At 64.5% G+C, this 16004-nt stretch carries 16 protein-coding genes; 11 read left to right on the forward strand and 5 right to left on the reverse strand.

Annotated features, from left to right (window positions below):
* Positions 1 to 502: hypothetical protein (locus NKH03_RS14315; RefSeq protein WP_352968858.1), on the reverse strand; the 502-nt coding region annotated here is incomplete at its 3' end.
* A 283-nt stretch (positions 503 to 785) separates the two neighbouring features.
* On the opposite strand from NKH03_RS14315, the gene NKH03_RS14320 reads away from it, so the two are divergent.
* Positions 786 to 1244: a tRNA (cytidine(34)-2'-O)-methyltransferase gene (locus NKH03_RS14320; protein WP_352968859.1), complete on the forward strand. Its 459-nt coding sequence runs from the start codon at positions 786 to 788 to the stop codon at positions 1242 to 1244.
* Positions 1245 to 1376: 132 nt separating this feature from the next.
* Positions 1377 to 1850, forward strand: coding sequence for a redox-sensitive transcriptional activator SoxR (soxR, locus tag NKH03_RS14325; RefSeq protein WP_136615932.1), 474 nt, complete (start codon positions 1377 to 1379; stop codon positions 1848 to 1850).
* A gap of 154 nt (positions 1851 to 2004) precedes the next feature.
* On the opposite strand, the gene NKH03_RS14330 is transcribed toward soxR, so the two are convergent.
* Entirely contained in the window at positions 2005 to 2262 is a 258-nt protein-coding gene (locus NKH03_RS14330; RefSeq protein WP_023760711.1) for a hypothetical protein, read from the reverse strand.
* A gap of 169 nt (positions 2263 to 2431) precedes the next feature.
* Here NKH03_RS14330 and hemF point away from each other — a divergent pair, with 169 nt between their 5' ends.
* The 5 genes from hemF to NKH03_RS14355 all read left to right on the forward strand — a co-directional run bounded on the left by hemF (position 2432) and on the right by NKH03_RS14355 (position 6219).
* Positions 2432 to 3346 carry an oxygen-dependent coproporphyrinogen oxidase gene (gene hemF, locus NKH03_RS14335; protein WP_352968860.1) on the forward strand — a complete coding sequence of 305 codons (915 nt, stop codon included), beginning with the start codon at positions 2432 to 2434 and terminating at the stop codon, positions 3344 to 3346.
* 301 nt (positions 3347 to 3647) lie between these two features.
* Positions 3648 to 3908 (forward strand): DUF1344 domain-containing protein, encoded by a 261-nt coding sequence (locus NKH03_RS14340; protein WP_352883424.1) that lies wholly within the window; start codon positions 3648 to 3650, stop codon positions 3906 to 3908.
* Positions 3909 to 4136: 228 nt separating this feature from the next.
* Positions 4137 to 4322, forward strand: coding sequence for a DUF1059 domain-containing protein (locus NKH03_RS14345; protein WP_109659722.1), 186 nt, complete (start codon positions 4137 to 4139; stop codon positions 4320 to 4322).
* A gap of 250 nt (positions 4323 to 4572) precedes the next feature.
* Complete coding sequence (locus NKH03_RS14350; protein ID WP_352874008.1) at positions 4573 to 5151, forward strand: hypothetical protein; 579 nt, start codon at positions 4573 to 4575, stop codon at positions 5149 to 5151.
* An 87-nt stretch (positions 5152 to 5238) separates the two neighbouring features.
* Positions 5239 to 6219 carry a S8 family serine peptidase gene (locus tag NKH03_RS14355; RefSeq protein WP_352968861.1) on the forward strand — a complete coding sequence of 327 codons (981 nt, stop codon included), beginning with the start codon at positions 5239 to 5241 and terminating at the stop codon, positions 6217 to 6219.
* 60 nt (positions 6220 to 6279) lie between these two features.
* Here the strand turns inward: NKH03_RS14355 and NKH03_RS14360 are convergent, their stop codons facing one another.
* From NKH03_RS14360 to NKH03_RS14370, 3 genes are read right to left on the reverse strand one after another with little or no spacing between them, the layout of a single operon-like run.
* Positions 6280 to 7542 carry a CCA tRNA nucleotidyltransferase gene (locus tag NKH03_RS14360; protein WP_352968862.1) on the reverse strand — a complete coding sequence of 421 codons (1263 nt, stop codon included), beginning with the start codon at positions 7540 to 7542 and terminating at the stop codon, positions 6280 to 6282.
* The gene (locus NKH03_RS14365) at positions 7539 to 8171 is read right to left on the reverse strand and encodes a CoA pyrophosphatase (RefSeq protein WP_352968863.1); all 633 of its coding nucleotides are present in this window, start codon (positions 8169 to 8171) and stop codon (positions 7539 to 7541) included. The genes NKH03_RS14360 and NKH03_RS14365 overlap by 4 nt, the downstream gene beginning before the upstream one ends.
* Positions 8171 to 8800, reverse strand: coding sequence for a DUF1285 domain-containing protein (locus NKH03_RS14370; protein WP_352866065.1), 630 nt, complete (start codon positions 8798 to 8800; stop codon positions 8171 to 8173). The genes NKH03_RS14365 and NKH03_RS14370 overlap by 1 nt, the downstream gene beginning before the upstream one ends.
* A 141-nt stretch (positions 8801 to 8941) precedes the next feature.
* Here NKH03_RS14370 and NKH03_RS14375 point away from each other — a divergent pair, with 141 nt between their 5' ends.
* Genes NKH03_RS14375 through NKH03_RS14390 form a run of 4 tightly spaced genes read left to right on the forward strand, consistent with a single transcriptional unit; the run spans position 8942 to position 15839 of the window.
* A complete protein-coding gene (locus NKH03_RS14375; RefSeq protein WP_352883432.1) occupies positions 8942 to 9946 on the forward strand; it encodes an AAA family ATPase in 1005 nt (334 codons plus the stop codon).
* A complete protein-coding gene (locus tag NKH03_RS14380) occupies positions 9946 to 10884 on the forward strand; it encodes a DUF58 domain-containing protein (RefSeq protein WP_352883434.1) in 939 nt (312 codons plus the stop codon). The genes NKH03_RS14375 and NKH03_RS14380 overlap by 1 nt, the downstream gene beginning before the upstream one ends.
* Positions 10881 to 13703: a DUF4159 domain-containing protein gene (locus NKH03_RS14385; protein ID WP_352968864.1), complete on the forward strand. Its 2823-nt coding sequence runs from the start codon at positions 10881 to 10883 to the stop codon at positions 13701 to 13703. Before NKH03_RS14380 ends, NKH03_RS14385 begins: the two co-directional genes overlap by 4 nt.
* Positions 13704 to 13760: 57 nt before the next feature.
* Positions 13761 to 15839 (forward strand): hypothetical protein, encoded by a 2079-nt coding sequence (locus NKH03_RS14390; protein ID WP_352968865.1) that lies wholly within the window; start codon positions 13761 to 13763, stop codon positions 15837 to 15839.
* Positions 15840 to 16004 lie beyond the last annotated feature (165 nt).

Below are 16004 nucleotides of genomic sequence, written 5' to 3' on the forward strand. Positions count from 1 at the left end.
GTCCGGAATCATCCGGACCGTCGGCCCTGCTTCGCGCAATATAGGGGCTCGCGGGCTTTTCGCCGACAGGTGCGCCGGATGACCCTGACGGCGCACTGTTCACGATCCGGATTTTCGCGCCGGGCCTGATCAGCCGGATGATCCGGCGCACCAGCGACGGCCGGCTCGGATCGGGGACCGCGCGCGAGAAATCGACATCCGGCAGCATGCCGCGATGCGGCCGGCGGCGAACCTCGGCATGAACCGCCGACGAATAGGTGTCGCCGATGAGCAGCGCCCAGGTCGGCAGTCGGTGGATATGCAGGCTCCTTGAGCCGGGTATTCTGTAGGGATCGAACATCGGTCCGTCCTCCGTGTGAAAATAGAGATGAAAAGGCGAAGCAATATCGTCCGCCGGCATTCGGCCGGAGGCACGCATTGCGTCGGTCTGGACACGACGATGATCGTCGGTCTGGACATGCTCAGTTCGGGCGTTCAGCCCTTTTGACTTTTTGAAAAACATCGCAGGATTCCTTCGAAAGCCGAAAAATCGTTTCGGCGGGAATCGGTGCGATCAGTCTTAGAGAGTCAGGAGAATCGTCGTACCGAAACCGCCGGCAGGCAGGTAAGCCCACGAGAGGGGCGCTGGATGTGCATGGTCATCATGAATTACCCCTCCATCGGTTCGGGTTGACAATGGAGCTGACATACCCGACTTCGCAGAAAATGGCCACCCGCGGGTCCAGCAATTTCCAAAACCGCGAGCCCGCTGTGGCCGATTTGCCACTTATTAGAAAGACGCGGAAATGAACTGTTGTCTCCGCATCGCGCTCTACCAGCCGGATATCGCCGGCAACACCGGGACAATCCTGCGCTTCGCCGCTTGCCTCGGCCTCGGCGTCGACATCATTGAACCGGCCGGTTTTCCGCTGTCCGACAAAGCGCTCAAGCGAGCCGGGATGGACTACCTCGAAATGGCTGCTCTGACCCGGCATGTCGACTGGCACGCCTTCGAGGACTGGCGCAAAGTCCGAGCGCGCCGGCTGGTGCTGCTGTCGACCAAAGCCACCGCCGCTTACACCAGCTTTACCTTCGCCGATGGCGATATCCTTCTGTTCGGCCGCGAATCCGCAGGTGTTCCGTATCCCGTCCATCAGGCGGCGGATGCGCGGCTGACCATCCCCATGCAGCGCGCGGCGCGCAGCATCAATGTCGCGCTTTCCGTCGCCATGGTGGCGGGCGAAGCCATCCGGCAACTCGGATAACGGCACTCCGTCTCCCGTCATCTTGACCCAGGCGCACATCGCCTCCTCCTTCGTTTGCAGATCCCGGGTTTCTTCGCTACAAGCTCAACTTAACTTGAGGTCAAGCAGAAAAATCGGGCGGAGAAATCAGGAATGGCACCGGTAACGGAATTGACGGTCGGCCAGGTGGCCATGCGCAGCGGTGTGGCGGTGTCGGCGCTGCATTTCTATGAGGCCCGCGGCCTGATCCGCAGCCACCGGACGTCAGGCAACCAGCGCCGCTACGGCCGCGACGTGCTGCGCCGTGTCGCGATCATCAAGGTGGCGCAAGAGGTCGGCATCTCGCTGGCCGAGATCGGCACGGCCCTGGCATCGCTGCCCGAGGGCCGCACGCCGACGCGCGATGACTGGAACCTGCTGTCGACCGCCTGGCGTGACGGGCTCGATCACAAGATCGCCCAGCTGAAGAAACTGCGCGACGGACTGACCGACTGCATCGGCTGCGGCTGCATGTCGATCGACAAATGCCCGCTCAGAAACAAGGGCGACAGGCTGGCAAGGGAGGGGACGGGCGCGAGAAGGCTGGTGGCTCTTCCTTCTCCCCGTTCACGGGGAGAAGGTGCCTGAACGAAGTGAAGGCGGATGAGGGGCAGCGCCAGCATTGAGAGGTTCGCGCAGCCCTCACCTGCCTGCCGGCGTTGGTCGTTCGAAAAGCCAAGCAGTCGGCTTCTCGTCCGCTGCGCGAACCACTCCTCAACTCCCCGTAAACGGCGAGGAAATCCTAGTCAGCCGCCGGCAAGCGCCTGATGGTGAACTCGATCACGTCGCCCGGCCGCTCGAACCAGCTTTCGATTTCGGTCCAGTAGGCCTGCTTGGGAAAGCGATCGAACCATTCCTTGGCTTTGAGCCGCGCATCGGAGCGCGGCAGCACGAAGGTCTCCCGCAGGAAACCGTCGCGCGGCATGCGCGCGCGCTCGGCCCGGCTTTGGTCCAGCCTTTTCTTCAGGCCATCCAGCGGCGGTCTTGCCGGGGTGCGCACGAAACAACTCCTTGCACCTGGCGCATGACTCCGAAATCGGAATCGAGTTTCGGAAAGGATCATGCGCAAAACCAAAGTGACTTGACCCTTGCCCTTAAGAGATTAGGGATCGCGCCGGCAAAAGACGAGTCATTTGTAGGACTCATCGCCCCGCAACCGGAGACGGCACTTGGAACGACCTGAAATACCGGCTGGCCTGCCCGCCGACATCGAACAGAAGAAGATGAAGGCGCGCCTGTGGTTCGAGGCGTTGCGCGAACGCATCTGCGCCGGGCTTGAACAGATCGAACAGGATCTTGGCGGCCCGCTGGCCTCGTGGTCGCCAGGCCGTTTCGAAGAGACGCCCTGGGAACGCGACGAGGGCCGCGGCGGCGGCGGCACCATGTCGATGATGTACGGCCGCGTCTTCGAGAAGGTCGGCGTTCATACCTCGACCGTCCATGGCGAGTTCTCGCCCGAATTCAGGAAGCAGATGCCGGGCGCCGAGGAAGACCCGCGCTTCTGGGCATCCGGCATTTCGCTGATCGCGCATCCCTGGAATCCCAACGTTCCGGCCGTGCACATGAATACCCGCATGGTGGTCACGTCCAGCCAATGGTTCGGTGGCGGCGCCGATTTGACGCCGGTGCTCGACCGCCGCCGCACCCAGGACGACCCCGACACGGTCGCCTTCCACCGCGCCATGCAATTCGCCTGCGAGAAGAACGCCGACGTTGCCGACTACCCGAAATTCAAAGCCTGGTGCGACGAGTACTTCTATCTTCCGCACCGCAATGAGCCGCGCGGCACCGGCGGCATCTTCTTCGACTGGCTGCATTCGGGTGAGGATAGAGGCGGCTGGAATGCCGACTTCAACTTCGTCCAGGATGTCGGCCGTTCTTTTCTCGTCGTCTATGGCCACCTCGTGCGCGCCAACTTCAACGAGAATTGGACCGACGGTGATCGCGACGAGCAGCTCATCCGCCGCGGTCGTTACGTCGAATTCAACCTGCTTCACGATCGCGGCACCATCTTCGGCCTGAAGACCGGCGGCAATGTCGAAGCGATCCTCTCCAGCCTCCCGCCCGAGGTCCGCTGGCCGTAACAAAATGGTGAGCGCGGCGTGAGCCGTATTGATGTCCCATTCGCTCGAAATGGGGCATCGAATGTGGCACAAGGTGCGGTGAAAAATTTCTTTTTCGTCTAATAGGCTCTTGAAAAGGCTGGTCTATTTGTTGCGCCGGGTCGGGAAGCGCCGGCGGTTCGCCTGAGTGCAATTCCAGGAAAATGTGAGACGGTTTTCCGTTCGGAATTGCCTCGAAACAAGCGAGCCGCGACCCGACGCGACCGGACGGCCCAGACGATGCGGGACACACCCTCGTCCCGCCCTTCAGGAGTACTTCACAATGCGCAAGATCATTGTTTCGGCTGCCGCCGCTGCCCTTCTCGCTTCCGGTTCGGTGACGTTCGCCGCCGTCAAGCACACCACCGGCACGATCAAGACCTTTGACGCAACGGCCATGAGCCTTGTCCTCGATGACGGATCGTCTTTTACGCTTCCCAAGACCTTCAAGGATCCGGGCCTGCAGGTCGGTGAAAAGGTCCGCGTCTCATGGGAGATGAGCGGCAAGAAAAAAATCGCCGAGGCTGTCAAGATCGCAAAGTGATGGCCGGCCAAGGCAGGGCAAGATGATGTCTGGTCCTGTTTCGCGCTAGCGCAAAAGGGCGGAGCAGCGCTGTTTCGCCCTTTTGCCGTTGACGGCAACCAATACCACCCCATCTGTGTTATGCATTCCGCCCGCTCCCGGATCCGCGGATTCAACCCTGGAATCGGACCATGAGCCAAGAAAGTGCCGGAGCCTCGGTCGGGCTCCACGGAGGAAAAGGAGAAACCAATGAAGGAATTTCACTGCGGGTCGCTCGTGCCCGGCTGTGACTGGCACACGCGTGCCGACGAGGAGGCCGAGGTCATGCGCCGCGCCGTCGAGCACATGCGCGAGACGCATGGCGAGACGGTCATCCGCGAGACGATGATCGAGGCTATCCGCTCGCGCATCGAGAAGGCCCGCGACGCGGCCTAGTCTTTGCCGCAGGATTCATCCGCAACACCAAACGAGCCGCGTTGGCGCTTCAAGATTGGTTGAAAAGCGCCATCGCGGACGTCCTGCCGGGCCGCCGGCCAAAGAATTATATTTTCCTCAGCTAAAATAAACCCTGCGGTAACCGAACCCGTGCCACTGTCGGGCAAATAATCCGGCTACAGTGGGCTGCAAGAGAAGCCCGTCGTCACCAGGCACTGGTCCGGAATCGGTGGGGCGAGGTGTTTCGCGCATGCGCGAAAGTTCCGGCAATCGAGTGAGTTTTCGCACGACGGCGCTCCTGCTGTACGGGCTCCTTGCAGCGTCTCCGGCGATTGCCCAGGAACTGACCACATCGCTGGTCGACATCCACCAAGGCTCGCCGCTCAGCGATCGCGCGCGCGGCCTGGGCGGCGGCGGTTATGAACTGCAGGACGGAAGCCGGATATCGTTCAACCAATGGTACCACGCAAACTGGGTCGACATGCATGTCGAACTTTTGACCCAGATCACCGAAGACACCGGGATCCTCTGGGGACTAGGCACCGGAGAAGAAGGTGAGAAATATCGCATCGAGCCCAGCCTAAAGCTGGGTTTCCTCACGCAGATGCATCCGGGTCCGAACAGCACTCTTTCCTTGTCGCTCACCACGACCCTCGGCGGCAAGCTCACCGAAAAGCCATGCGAAGCGGACTACGGCGATTTGGGTACCTACAGCGTCAATTGTCGGCTCGCGGCCGGCGAGATGGCGCCAGAGGAGACCTTGAAATATCTGGTTAACGCTAAACCGGAGAGCCAGCACCTCTGGCTGAATTACCGTGTTACTTTCTGATCGCCGGGAGGATGCAAATGAGAAAATCATCTCGTCCCGAAATTTCGCGATCGCCCGTCCTGGTTCTTTTTTGAACGGAGTAAGAGCATGTCCGGTAGTTGCTTGAAATTCGTTATCGCCGCGGCTCTCACCACCCTGTCGGCGCCGATGGCTTCGGCACAGGAGGCGGTCAATGCGGACGAGATGTCCGCGCTGTGTCACGGCGGCGGCCGGTCCACATGCGTGAGTGCAACGATCCCGGCTGCAGGCACACAAGCGGTGCAGGGGTGGATGAGTCCCGACGTCGGCGCGGCATGGGCCGCGGGGTACAAGGGCAAGGGCGTCACGATTACGATCGTCGACGATTTCTCCAGTACTTCGCGCTTCTCGGGCAATTTCGGTGTCGGGGTTCAAACCCAGCGCCATGGTGAATGGACGCGCGAGGAAGCCGGCATGATCGCGCCCTTGGCGACCATCAGGTCGAAGGACTTTTCAACCAGCTCGGCCGTCAGCCTGACGCGTGGCCTGAACGTGCTCAACCTGAGCTATGGCATGTACGCCAACGCCGGTTACAGTTCGAACCAGATCGGATGGAGTCCCGAGGAAGCCTCCATCATCTCCTATGCCACCAAAGGGTCGGCCGTTGTTTCGAAGGCGGCGGGCAACGATTCGGTTGCCGTGGGCGGTGTCACAGGCGGTCAGCAGGACTATCTCGACATCGCCCTGGTTGGCAAAGCCTCCGCGATCTTCGTCGGCGCCCTTTCGACGAACGGCACAACAACCAACAAGGCCCAGCTTGCCTGGTACTCCAACTATGCCGGCTCCAACCCGCTCGTGCAAAGCCACTTTCTTGTGGTTGGCGTCGATGGGAGCAAGACAGGCCTGTATGGCACCTCCTTCGCGGCACCGATCATTTCAGGATATGCGGCGATACTAGGCAGCAAATTCACCAAGGCCACGCCGACCCAGATCACCAACGATCTGCTCAATACGGCTCGTACCGACACCCTGGTCGACTATAGCGCTTCCATGTACGGCAAGGGCGAAGCGAGCCTCTCACGCGCCCTGGCTCCCGTGGCAATCAGGTAGTTTCGCTCGCTCGACCACATTTGATCGTTACGTCGCGGAGCACAACCGTCGAGCCGTGGGCTAGCTCTCCAGTGCCTTCGCGGCGCGATCAAGCAGTGCGGCGCGATCGGGCGCAAATCCCGCTTCGATCCATTCCGCCTCGAGGTTCTTGAGGATTTCGCCCAGCTTCGGTCCTGGCGTTGCGCCGCGCGCCGTCAGATCGGCGCCTTTCAGCGGGAACATCGGTTTTTCCCATTTGAGCGCGAAGGCCAGCAGGCGCGAGAAGCCGCCGGCTTCAAGCAGCGCGTCATTGTCGTCGACAGCACGCACACGGGCGGCAGCCAGCGACAGGCGCAAGCGGTCGACAAATCCCTGCCGATGGCCGCGATAGAGCCTTTTCGCCAGTTCGCCCTCGGTCGTCTTCGGCTCGACAGCGGTGGCAAGCGCCCAGTGGCGCAGGCGATCCGCTTCGGCGATCGAAAATCTGAGCCGCTCGGCGAGCGTCTTCATGCGTGCGGCATCCGGCGGCACGATCGCTTCCAGCCGCAGCAGCGGGTCGGGCGCCCAGCCCAGATCCTTCTCGGCCTTGGTCAGCCCATGGATGGCATCGATGCCCCATTTCTCGCTCGCCGGCAGCGCGGCGGTCAAGACGCCAGCCTGCCGCATCCAGAGCAGCGCCCGTGAGGGATCAGGCGCCGACAAAAGCTTCTTCAATTCAGACCAGATGCGCTCGGCCGAAAGCTGTGCAAGACCTTCCTTCAGCCGGGCACAGGCTTTCAACCCATCGGCATCGGGCCGGCCATCGCCATACCAGGCGAAGAAGCGGAAGAAACGAAGGATGCGCAGATAGTCCTCACGGATGCGCGCTTCCGCATCGCCGATGAAGCGCAGCCGGCGTGCCTCGATGTCGGCGATGCCGCCGACCAGGTCGACAACCCGGCCATCGGCTTCGGCATAGAGCGCGTTGATGGTGAAATCGCGCCGCTCGGCGTCAAGCTTCCAGTCGCGCCCGAACGACACTTTGGCCCGTCGCCCGTCAGTCTCGATGTCGGCTCGCAACGTGGTGACCTCATAGGGCTTGCCGCCGGCGACAACCGTGATCGTGCCGTGCTCGATGCCGGTCGGCACCGCCTTGAAACCTGCCGCCTCGGCGCGACGAACGGTTTCCCCAGGCAAACACGTGGTGGCGATGTCGATGTCGGCGACCGGCTGGCCCATCAGCGTGTTGCGCACGGCGCCGCCCGCGACACGCGCCTCTTCATCGCCCTCGCTCAGTGCGGCCAACAGGCGCTGCAGATGCTTGTCGCCGAGCCAGTCGGCCCTGCCCGCGATCGAGACACTCACGCATAGAGCCTTTCATAGAGGGTACGGATGATGCCGGCGGTGACGCCCCAGATGCGCCGGTCGCCATAGGGCATGTCGTAGAAGAACCATTCGAGATCGTTCCACATGCGGCTGTCGCGCTTGTGATTGGCCGGGTCCATCAGGAAGCGCAGCGGCACTTCGAAGGCGGCATCGACCTCGTCGGCGTTGAGCGTCAGCTGGAAACCCGGCCGCACGATGCCGAGCACCGGCGCGATGCGGTAGCCGCTGCCGGCGACATAGTCTGGCATGCGGCCGATGACCTCGATGCCATCCTGGCCAAGGCCGATCTCCTCGAAGGTCTCGCGCAGCGCCGCCGCCTCCGGGCTTGGATCGGCCGGATCGATGGTGCCGCCGGGAAAGGCCACCTGCCCCGAATGGTTGCGCAGCTTTTCGGCCCGTTTGGTCAAAAGAACCGTCGCATCGCCCTCATGATCGACGACCGGGATCAGCACCGCGGCGTCGCGCAGCGCCTTGCCCTGGTTGAGGCGTGGGTGACCGGGGTTGAAGCGATGGTCGCCATAGTCGTCGCCGGCATGCGCATCCGGCTGCGCGGCAAAGCGCGCGCGAAAATCCGCTGATGAGAAAGGCGTCGGAGACATCTGGTCCATCACGCGCTCAGCCGCTTCAACTGGTCCGCCGGCATGATTGGGAACACAGCCTTTTTCGAGCGCACCGCGAACATGGTCTTGCCGCCGATCTCGACCTCCTCGCCATGGCCGACCAACTCATACATCACCGGCCGCGCCACCAAGGCCTCCAGCCGGCCGCGCACCAGCACATAGGGCTTCAGCCCGCCGGTCCCGTTCTCGTCGACGAAACGCAGCGGCCGCTCCGGCCCGGCCTCGACGACGTCGCCGACATTGGTTCGGAAGGTGATGACCTGCGCATCGCCGTCGCCAGAAACATCCATTTCGACGGCAATGAACGGCGCATCGGCGACGCGGATGCCGACCCGCTCCACCGGTGTCACCAGATAGGTCCTGCCGTCGGCATCCTTGCGCAGCACCGAGGAGAAAAGCTGCACCAGCGGCATTCGCCCGATCGGCGTGCCCAGATAGAACCAGGTGCCGTCGGCCCTGATCTCCATGTCGAGATCGCCGCAGAAGTCGGGATTCCAGCGCTCGACGGGTGCCGCACCCTTGCCGGCACGAGCCGCGCGCGAGATCAGCGCCTCGAGACCGCGCGCCTCGGTGGCGGTCGTCAGGCTTTCTTCACGATGTTCCAAGGGTCCCGTCATGGTCACGAAATAGTCACTGTTGTTCCGCTTGTCAGCCTAAGTCTGTGATTTAAATTCTAATGCGGACACCAGGCGAGGCCGAATCGCGGCAGTCATGGTATGCTGCAAGCAGGTATTTCCAACCACAAGGATCGATGCGGCATGAGCGTGATGGTCAAGGAAAGCCCGATCAGCGAAACGGACATGATCGCCGAGGCCGAGAAGGCGCTGGCCGACATCTCCAGGATCCGCGACGGGGTCGGCCGGGTCATTTTCGGCCAGGAGAGCGTCGTCGAGCGCACGCTGGTGGCGCTGCTGGCCGGCGGCCATGCGCTGCTGGTCGGCGTGCCGGGCCTCGCCAAGACCAAGCTGGTCGAAACTCTGGGCATCGTGCTCGGCCTCAATTCGCGCCGCATCCAGTTCACCCCCGACCTGATGCCGTCCGATATCCTTGGCTCCGAGGTGATGGAGCAGGACGAGACCGGCAAGCGCTCCTTCCGCTTCATTTCCGGCCCGATCTTCGCCCAGTTGCTCATGGCCGACGAGATCAACCGCGCATCGCCGCGCACCCAGTCTGCGCTGCTGCAGGCGATGCAGGAGTACCACGTCACCATTGCCGGCGCCCGCTACGACCTGCCGGCGCCTTTCCACGTGCTGGCGACGCAGAACCCGCTGGAGCAGGAAGGCACCTATCCGCTGCCCGAGGCCCAGCTCGACCGCTTCCTGATGCAGGTCGATATCCTCTATCCCGAAATCGAGGCCGAGCGCCGCATTCTGCTGGAAACGACCGGCGTCGAGGACGCCAAAGCCCAGAACGTACTGCAGCCGGCGCGGCTGAAGGAAATCCAGACACTCATCCGCCGCATGCCGGTACCCGAAAGCGTCGTCGAGGCGATCCTGACGCTGGTGCGCTCGGCGCGTCCGGACCAAGGCAATGCCGAGACCGACAAGCACGTCGCCTGGGGCCCCGGTCCGCGCGCCAGCCAGGCGCTGATGCTGTGCACAAGGGCGCGCGCGCTCTACGATGGACGGCTGGCGCCCTCGATCGACGATGTCCGCGCGCTGGCCGAGCCGGTGCTGCAGCACCGCATGGCGCTGACCTTCGCCGCCCGCGCCGAAGGCACCAGCGTGCGCGACGTTGTGGCGAAACTGGCCAAAGGTATCTGATGGCGCGTATTGGCGAGGTCCAGGCTCCGGCAGCGACGCGCGACGCGCTCGCCCGTGGCCGGTTGCGGGCCTCTCTTGTGCCCGACCTGCTGGTCGAGGCGCGGCGCATCGTCAACACTGTGATCGCCGGCTGGCATGGCCGCCGCAAGCGCGGCATCGGTGAGAATTTCTGGCAGTTCCGGCCCTATGTCGAAGGCGATTCCTCACGCATCGACTGGCGCCGCTCGGCGCGCGACGATCATACCTATGTGCGCGACCGCGAATGGGAAGCCGCCCATACGGTCTGGCTGTGGGCCGACCCCTCGCCGTCGATGCTCTACAAGTCGACCGGCGCCAGCGTTTCCAAGCAATCGCGCGCGCTGGTGCTGGCGCTGGCCATGGCCGAGCTGTTGTCGCGCAGCGGCGAGCGCATCGCCTGGCCCGGCCTTACCGATCCGTTTACCGCCCGCAACGGCGCCGAGCGCATCGCCGCCCAGCTCATGCATGCCGGCGATTTGCCGGCAAAACCCGATCTTTCCGACATCCGCCGCTTCTGCGACATCGTCATTGTCAGCGATTTCCTCGATTCCGTCGAGGAGACGATGGCCTGGCTCGACGTTCTAGCCCGCCACGGCGTGCGCGCCCATCTGATCGAGGTTGCCGACCCGGCCGAGGAAACCTTCCCCTATGCCGGCCGCACCGAATTCACCGACCCCGAGACCGGCGACAAGCTGACCGCCGGCCGCGCCGAAATGCTGGGCGATGAGTATCGCCTGCTCTACACCGCTCGCCGTCACGAATTGGCCGCCTGGTGCAAGCGCCTCGGCTGGAGCTTTACCGTCAACCACACCGATCGGCTGGCGTCCGATGCGCTGGTGCGCCTGCACATGGCGATGACCGCCGATGGCCCCTCTTTCGGGCCGACCGCAGGCGATCGTCCCGGAAAGGCCGTCGCATGAGCTGGCTGCCGCTCTCCTTTGGCGCCCCCATGGTGCTGTGGGGCCTGCTGGCGCTGCCGGTGATCTGGTGGCTGTTGCGGCTGACACCGCCCAAGCCGCAGACCGAGATCTTCCCGCCGCTGAAGATCCTGGCGCGCGTTCTGAAGCACGAGGAGACGCCGCAGCAGAGCCCGTGGTGGCTGACGCTGCTCAGGCTCCTGATGGCGGCGCTCATCGTCGCCGCATTGGCCGACCCGGTCTTCAACCCGCGCGAAAAGCTGCCCGCCGAGGGTGCTGCCCTGGCCCTCGTCATCGACAATGACTGGGCAAGTGCCGCCGACTGGGGCAAGCGCGTCGCCACCGCCGAGCGGCTGATCGCCGATGCCGGCTCGAACGGCGTGCCTGTCGTCATCGCCTTCACCGCGGAAAAAGCCAATGCCGAGATCGGCCCGTTCGATGCCGCCGCCGCGCTCGACCGGCTGCGCGCCGCCAAGCCGCGGCCGATCCCGACCGACCGGCCCGCCGTCTATGCCCGCGTCGCCGGCGTGCTGGAGAGCTTGCCCGGCGCCAGTGTCGCCGTGCTCGCCGACGGCCTTGCGGCAAAAGGCGACGAGGCCGCCTTCAAAACGCTTTTGTCGAAAAATGCCGCCCGTGTCGTTTGGGCAACCGCCGACAGGCTGTCGCTGACAGGCCTGACCGCCGCCGACAACCAGGTCGACGGCTTTGCGCTGACCGCCATTCGCCCGCCGGGCGATCCTGCCCCGGCGCAGGTCACCGCCGGCGCCTTCGACGATAAGGGTCGCCGCATCGCCGATGCGACGCTGACCTTCTCGCCGGGCGAAACCACCGCCACCGGCACCATGGCGGTGCCGTTCGAGCTGCGCAACGACTTCGCCTCGGTCGCGCTCGACGGCGAGCGCCAGGCCGGCGCGGTGCGCGTCCTCGATGAAAGCTCCAAGCGCCGCCGCGTCGGACTGTTGTCGCAGGCCGAGGCCGACCAGGCGCAGCCGCTTTTGTCGCCGCTCTACTACATCAGGCGCGCGCTGCAGCCCTTCGCCGATCTGGTCGAACCCTCCAGCGCCGACCTCGCCGACGCCATCCCGCAGATCCTCGACCAGAAGCCGGCGATGATCATCATGGCCGACATCGGCACCATTCCCGCACAGGTCCGGCAAAGACTGGTCGACTGGGTCGACAATGGCGGCACGCTGGTGCGTTTCGCCGGTTCGCGGCTAGCCGCCTCCGGCAATGACGACGATCTGCTGCCGGTCCGCCTGCGCACCGGCGAACGTTCGCTTGGCGGCGCGCTGTCATGGACGTCGCCGCAGCCGGTCACCGAATTCCCCAAGGCCGGCCCGTTCGCCGATCTTGCCCCGCCGACCGAGGTCACCGTCAGCAGGCAGGTGCTGGCCGAGCCGACGCCCGACATCGTCGAGCGCACCTGGGCCGCGCTTGCCGACGGCACGCCGCTGGTCACCGGGCTGAAGAAGGGCAAGGGCACGCTGGTGCTGTTCCATGTCACGCCCGAGGCGACCTGGTCGAACCTGCCGATCTCGGGCAGCTTCGTCGAGATGCTGCGCCGCATCGTGCAACTGTCGCGCAACCAGGGCGCGGCGATCGCCAATGCCGAAGCCGCCGCCACCTCGCTGGCGCCCTACCGGATGATTGCGGCCGACGGCTCGCTGGTGCCGCCGACGCCGGACGCGCGGCCGCTGGTTCCGGGCGCCGGCGCGTTGCCAGTGACCTTCGAGAACCCGCCCGGGCTCTATGGTTCCGAGACGGGTGTGTTTGCCCACAATCTGCTTGAAGCCGACAGCAGGTTTGCGCCCCTGGCGCGCCCGCAGGTCACGGTTCCCGTCACGTCGATCCAGTATGCCTTTGATGAATCGCGCAATTTGAAGGGCGCGCTGGTCGCGGCTGCCCTGGTGCTGATGCTGCTCGACACGCTGGCGGTGTTCTGGATAGGCGGCCTGTTTACCCGCCGGCCGCGCCGCGCCGGTGCCGTAACAACGACCGCGGCGATCCTGATTGCGCTCGGTGCCTTGTTCGGCCATGCCGATCTTGCCCGCGCCGATGACGCCAAGCCGGGCGACGAGGTTGCAATAGAGGCGATTTCGAAGACCCGCATCGCCTATGTGCTGACCGGCGTGCCGGGCGACGACTCGATCAGCCGCGCCGGGCTCGAGGGCCTGACCCGCTTCCTGATCGAGAAGACGGCACTGGAACCGGGCGAGCCGGCCGGCGTCGACATCTCGAAGGACGAACTGTCGTTCTACCCGCTGATCTACTGGCCGATCGATCCGGCCGCGCCGATGCCGAGCCAGGCCGCGATCGCCCGCATCGACGCCTATATGCAGCAGGGCGGCACGGTGCTGTTCGATACGCGCGACCAGTTCGCCAACGGCATCGGCGCCGATTCGACCAGCCCGGCGACGGAGCGGCTGCGCGACATCCTCGGCAGCCTCAACGTGCCGCCGCTGGAGCCGGTGCCGTCCGACCACGTGCTGACCAAATCCTTCTTCATTCTGCCCGAATTTCCCGGCCGCTTCGCCGGCGGTCCACTGTGGGTCGAGGCCTCGCTCGACGCCAGCAATGCCGAGAACCGGCCGGTGCGGACCGGCGACGGCGTATCGCCGATCATGATCACCGCCAACGATTTCGCCGGCGCCTGGGCGGTCGACGAGAATGGCGACCCGCTGCTGCCGACCGTCCCGGCGGACCCGATGCAGCGCATCTACGCGCTGCGCGCCGGCGTCAACATCATGATGTACATGCTGACCGGCAACTACAAATCCGACCAGGTGCATGTGCCGATACTGCTCGAACGGCTGGGGCAGTAAGATGATGTCTTTTATTGCACCTCCGCGGATCGACCCTCCCAAATGGGAGGGTAAGGAATGAACTGGTCGATCTCCTTCGAACCGCTGATCTCCTGGCCCTGGCTGGCCTTGGCGCTGGTGCCGCTGGCGCTGCTTGCGCTGGTCGGCCTGTGGTTTCGCCAGCGCGGCTCGGTCTTCCGCTTCATCGCTTTGATGGCGCTCGCCGCCGCCCTGTTCAACCCGGTGTTCCTCAACGAGGAGCGCGAGCCACTGAAAAGCGTTGTCGCCCTCGTTGTCGACCGCAGCCAGAGCCAGGATATCGGCGACCGCACCAAACAAACCGACGAGGCGCTGGCGGGGCTGCAGCAGCGTCTTGGCCGCTTCAAGCAGTTCGACGTGCGCGTCGTCGAGGCGGGTAAATCCGAAGCCGCCGAAGAGCGCACCGAAACGCGGCTATTTGGCGCGCTCGAGGGCGCCTTCCGCGACGTGCCTCCCTCGCGCATCGGCGGCGCCATCATGATCACCGATGGCGAGGTGCATGACGCCCCCCCGGGCGCCCCTGATTTCAACGCCCCGCTGCATGCCCTGATCACTGGCAACGACCACGAAAAGGATCGCCGCATCCGCTTCGAGAACGCGCCGCGCTTCGGCCTTGTCGGCAAGCCGCTCGACATGACTTACCGCGTCATCTCGACCGAGAAGGAGACCGGTCCGGTCGACGTGCGCGTCTCGGTCAATGGCGAGCAGGTCGCGGTCGAGCATGCCGTCGTCGGCCAGGCCATGCCGCTGCAAGTGACCATTCCCGGTGCCGGCCGCAACATCGTCGAACTCGCCATCGACCGCGAGCCGGGCGAACTGACCGACACCAACAACCGCGCCATCGCGCTCATCGACGGTATCCGCGAGAACCTGCGTGTGCTGCTCGTCTCCGGCGAGCCGCATGCCGGCGAGCGCACCTGGCGCAATCTGTTGAAATCCGACGCCTCGGTCGATCTCGTCCACTTCACCATTCTGCGGCCGCCGGAAAAGCAGGACGGCACGCCGATCAACGAATTGTCGCTGATCGCCTTCCCGACCCGCGAGTTGTTCGTCGAGAAGATCAAGGATTTCGACCTCATCATCTTCGACCGCTACCAGCACCGCGACGTGCTGCCGATTCTCTATTACGACTACATCTCCGAATATGTCGAAAAGGGCGGCGCGCTGCTGATCGCGGCCGGCCCCGAATATGCCGGCGAAAGCTCGATCGCGCGCACGCCGCTGATGTCGGCCCTGCCGGCGATGCCGACCGGTGAGGTTGTCGACAAGGCCTTCTATCCACGCCTCACCGATCTTGGCCAGCGCCATCCGGTGACACGTGGGCTGGATGGCTCGGCCGCCGAGCCGCCGCGCTGGAGCCGCTGGTTCCGCACCATCGGTGTTCAGAATCCCGAAGGAGAAGTGGTGATGAAGGGCGCCGACAACCGGCCCCTTCTGTTGCTCGACCGCAAGGGTGAAGGTCGCGTAGGCATGCTTCTGTCCGACCAGGGCTGGCTGTGGGCGCGCGGCTTCGAAGGCGGCGGCCCGCATGTCCAGCTCTATCGGCGCATCGCGCACTGGCTGATGAAGGAGCCCGAACTCGAGGAAGAGCGGCTGACCGCCGACGGTCGCGGCATGGTGCTGGAAATCCGTCGCCAGACGATGGCCGATGATCCCGGCCCCGCCCAGATCATCACCCCGTCCGGCAAGACCTTGACCGTCAAGCTCGCGAAATCCGAGCCCGGCGTCTTCCTCGGCAGTGTCGAGACCAGCGAGATCGGCCTCTATCAGGTCGCCAATGGCGACCTGACCGCGCTCGCCCATGTCGGACCGGTCAACGCACCGGAGTTCGCCGACGTCATCTCCACCGAAAACCGGCTGAAGGCGCCGGCGGAAGCTACCGGCGGCAGCGTGCGCCGGCTGGCGTCATCCACCGCCCTTGGCAGCGATGTGACGCTGCCCTCCATCGTGCCGGTGCGCTCGGCCGGCGCCGCGTCCGGCAGCGACTGGATCGGCCTGCGCACCACGGACGACAGCGTGCTCAAGGCCGTCTCGCGCGTGCCGCTGTTCGGCGGCTTCCTCGGCCTCGGCCTGCTGCTTCTGGCGATGGGTTCGATGTGGTACCGCGAGGGACGGTAGCGCCACCTTTTTCCTTCTCCCCGTTCACGGGGAGAAGGTGCCCGAAGGGCGGATGAGGGGCAGCTCCAGCCTGAAGTGATTGGCGATCGCGCAAATGAACTGTTGTCACCCCCGGCGCCGCCCCTCATTGTCCTGCCGGACATTTCTCCCCGTATAGTGACGGGG

It is taken from the genome of Mesorhizobium sp. M1406, assembly GCF_040317555.1.
GTDB lineage: Bacteria > Pseudomonadota > Alphaproteobacteria > Rhizobiales > Rhizobiaceae > Mesorhizobium.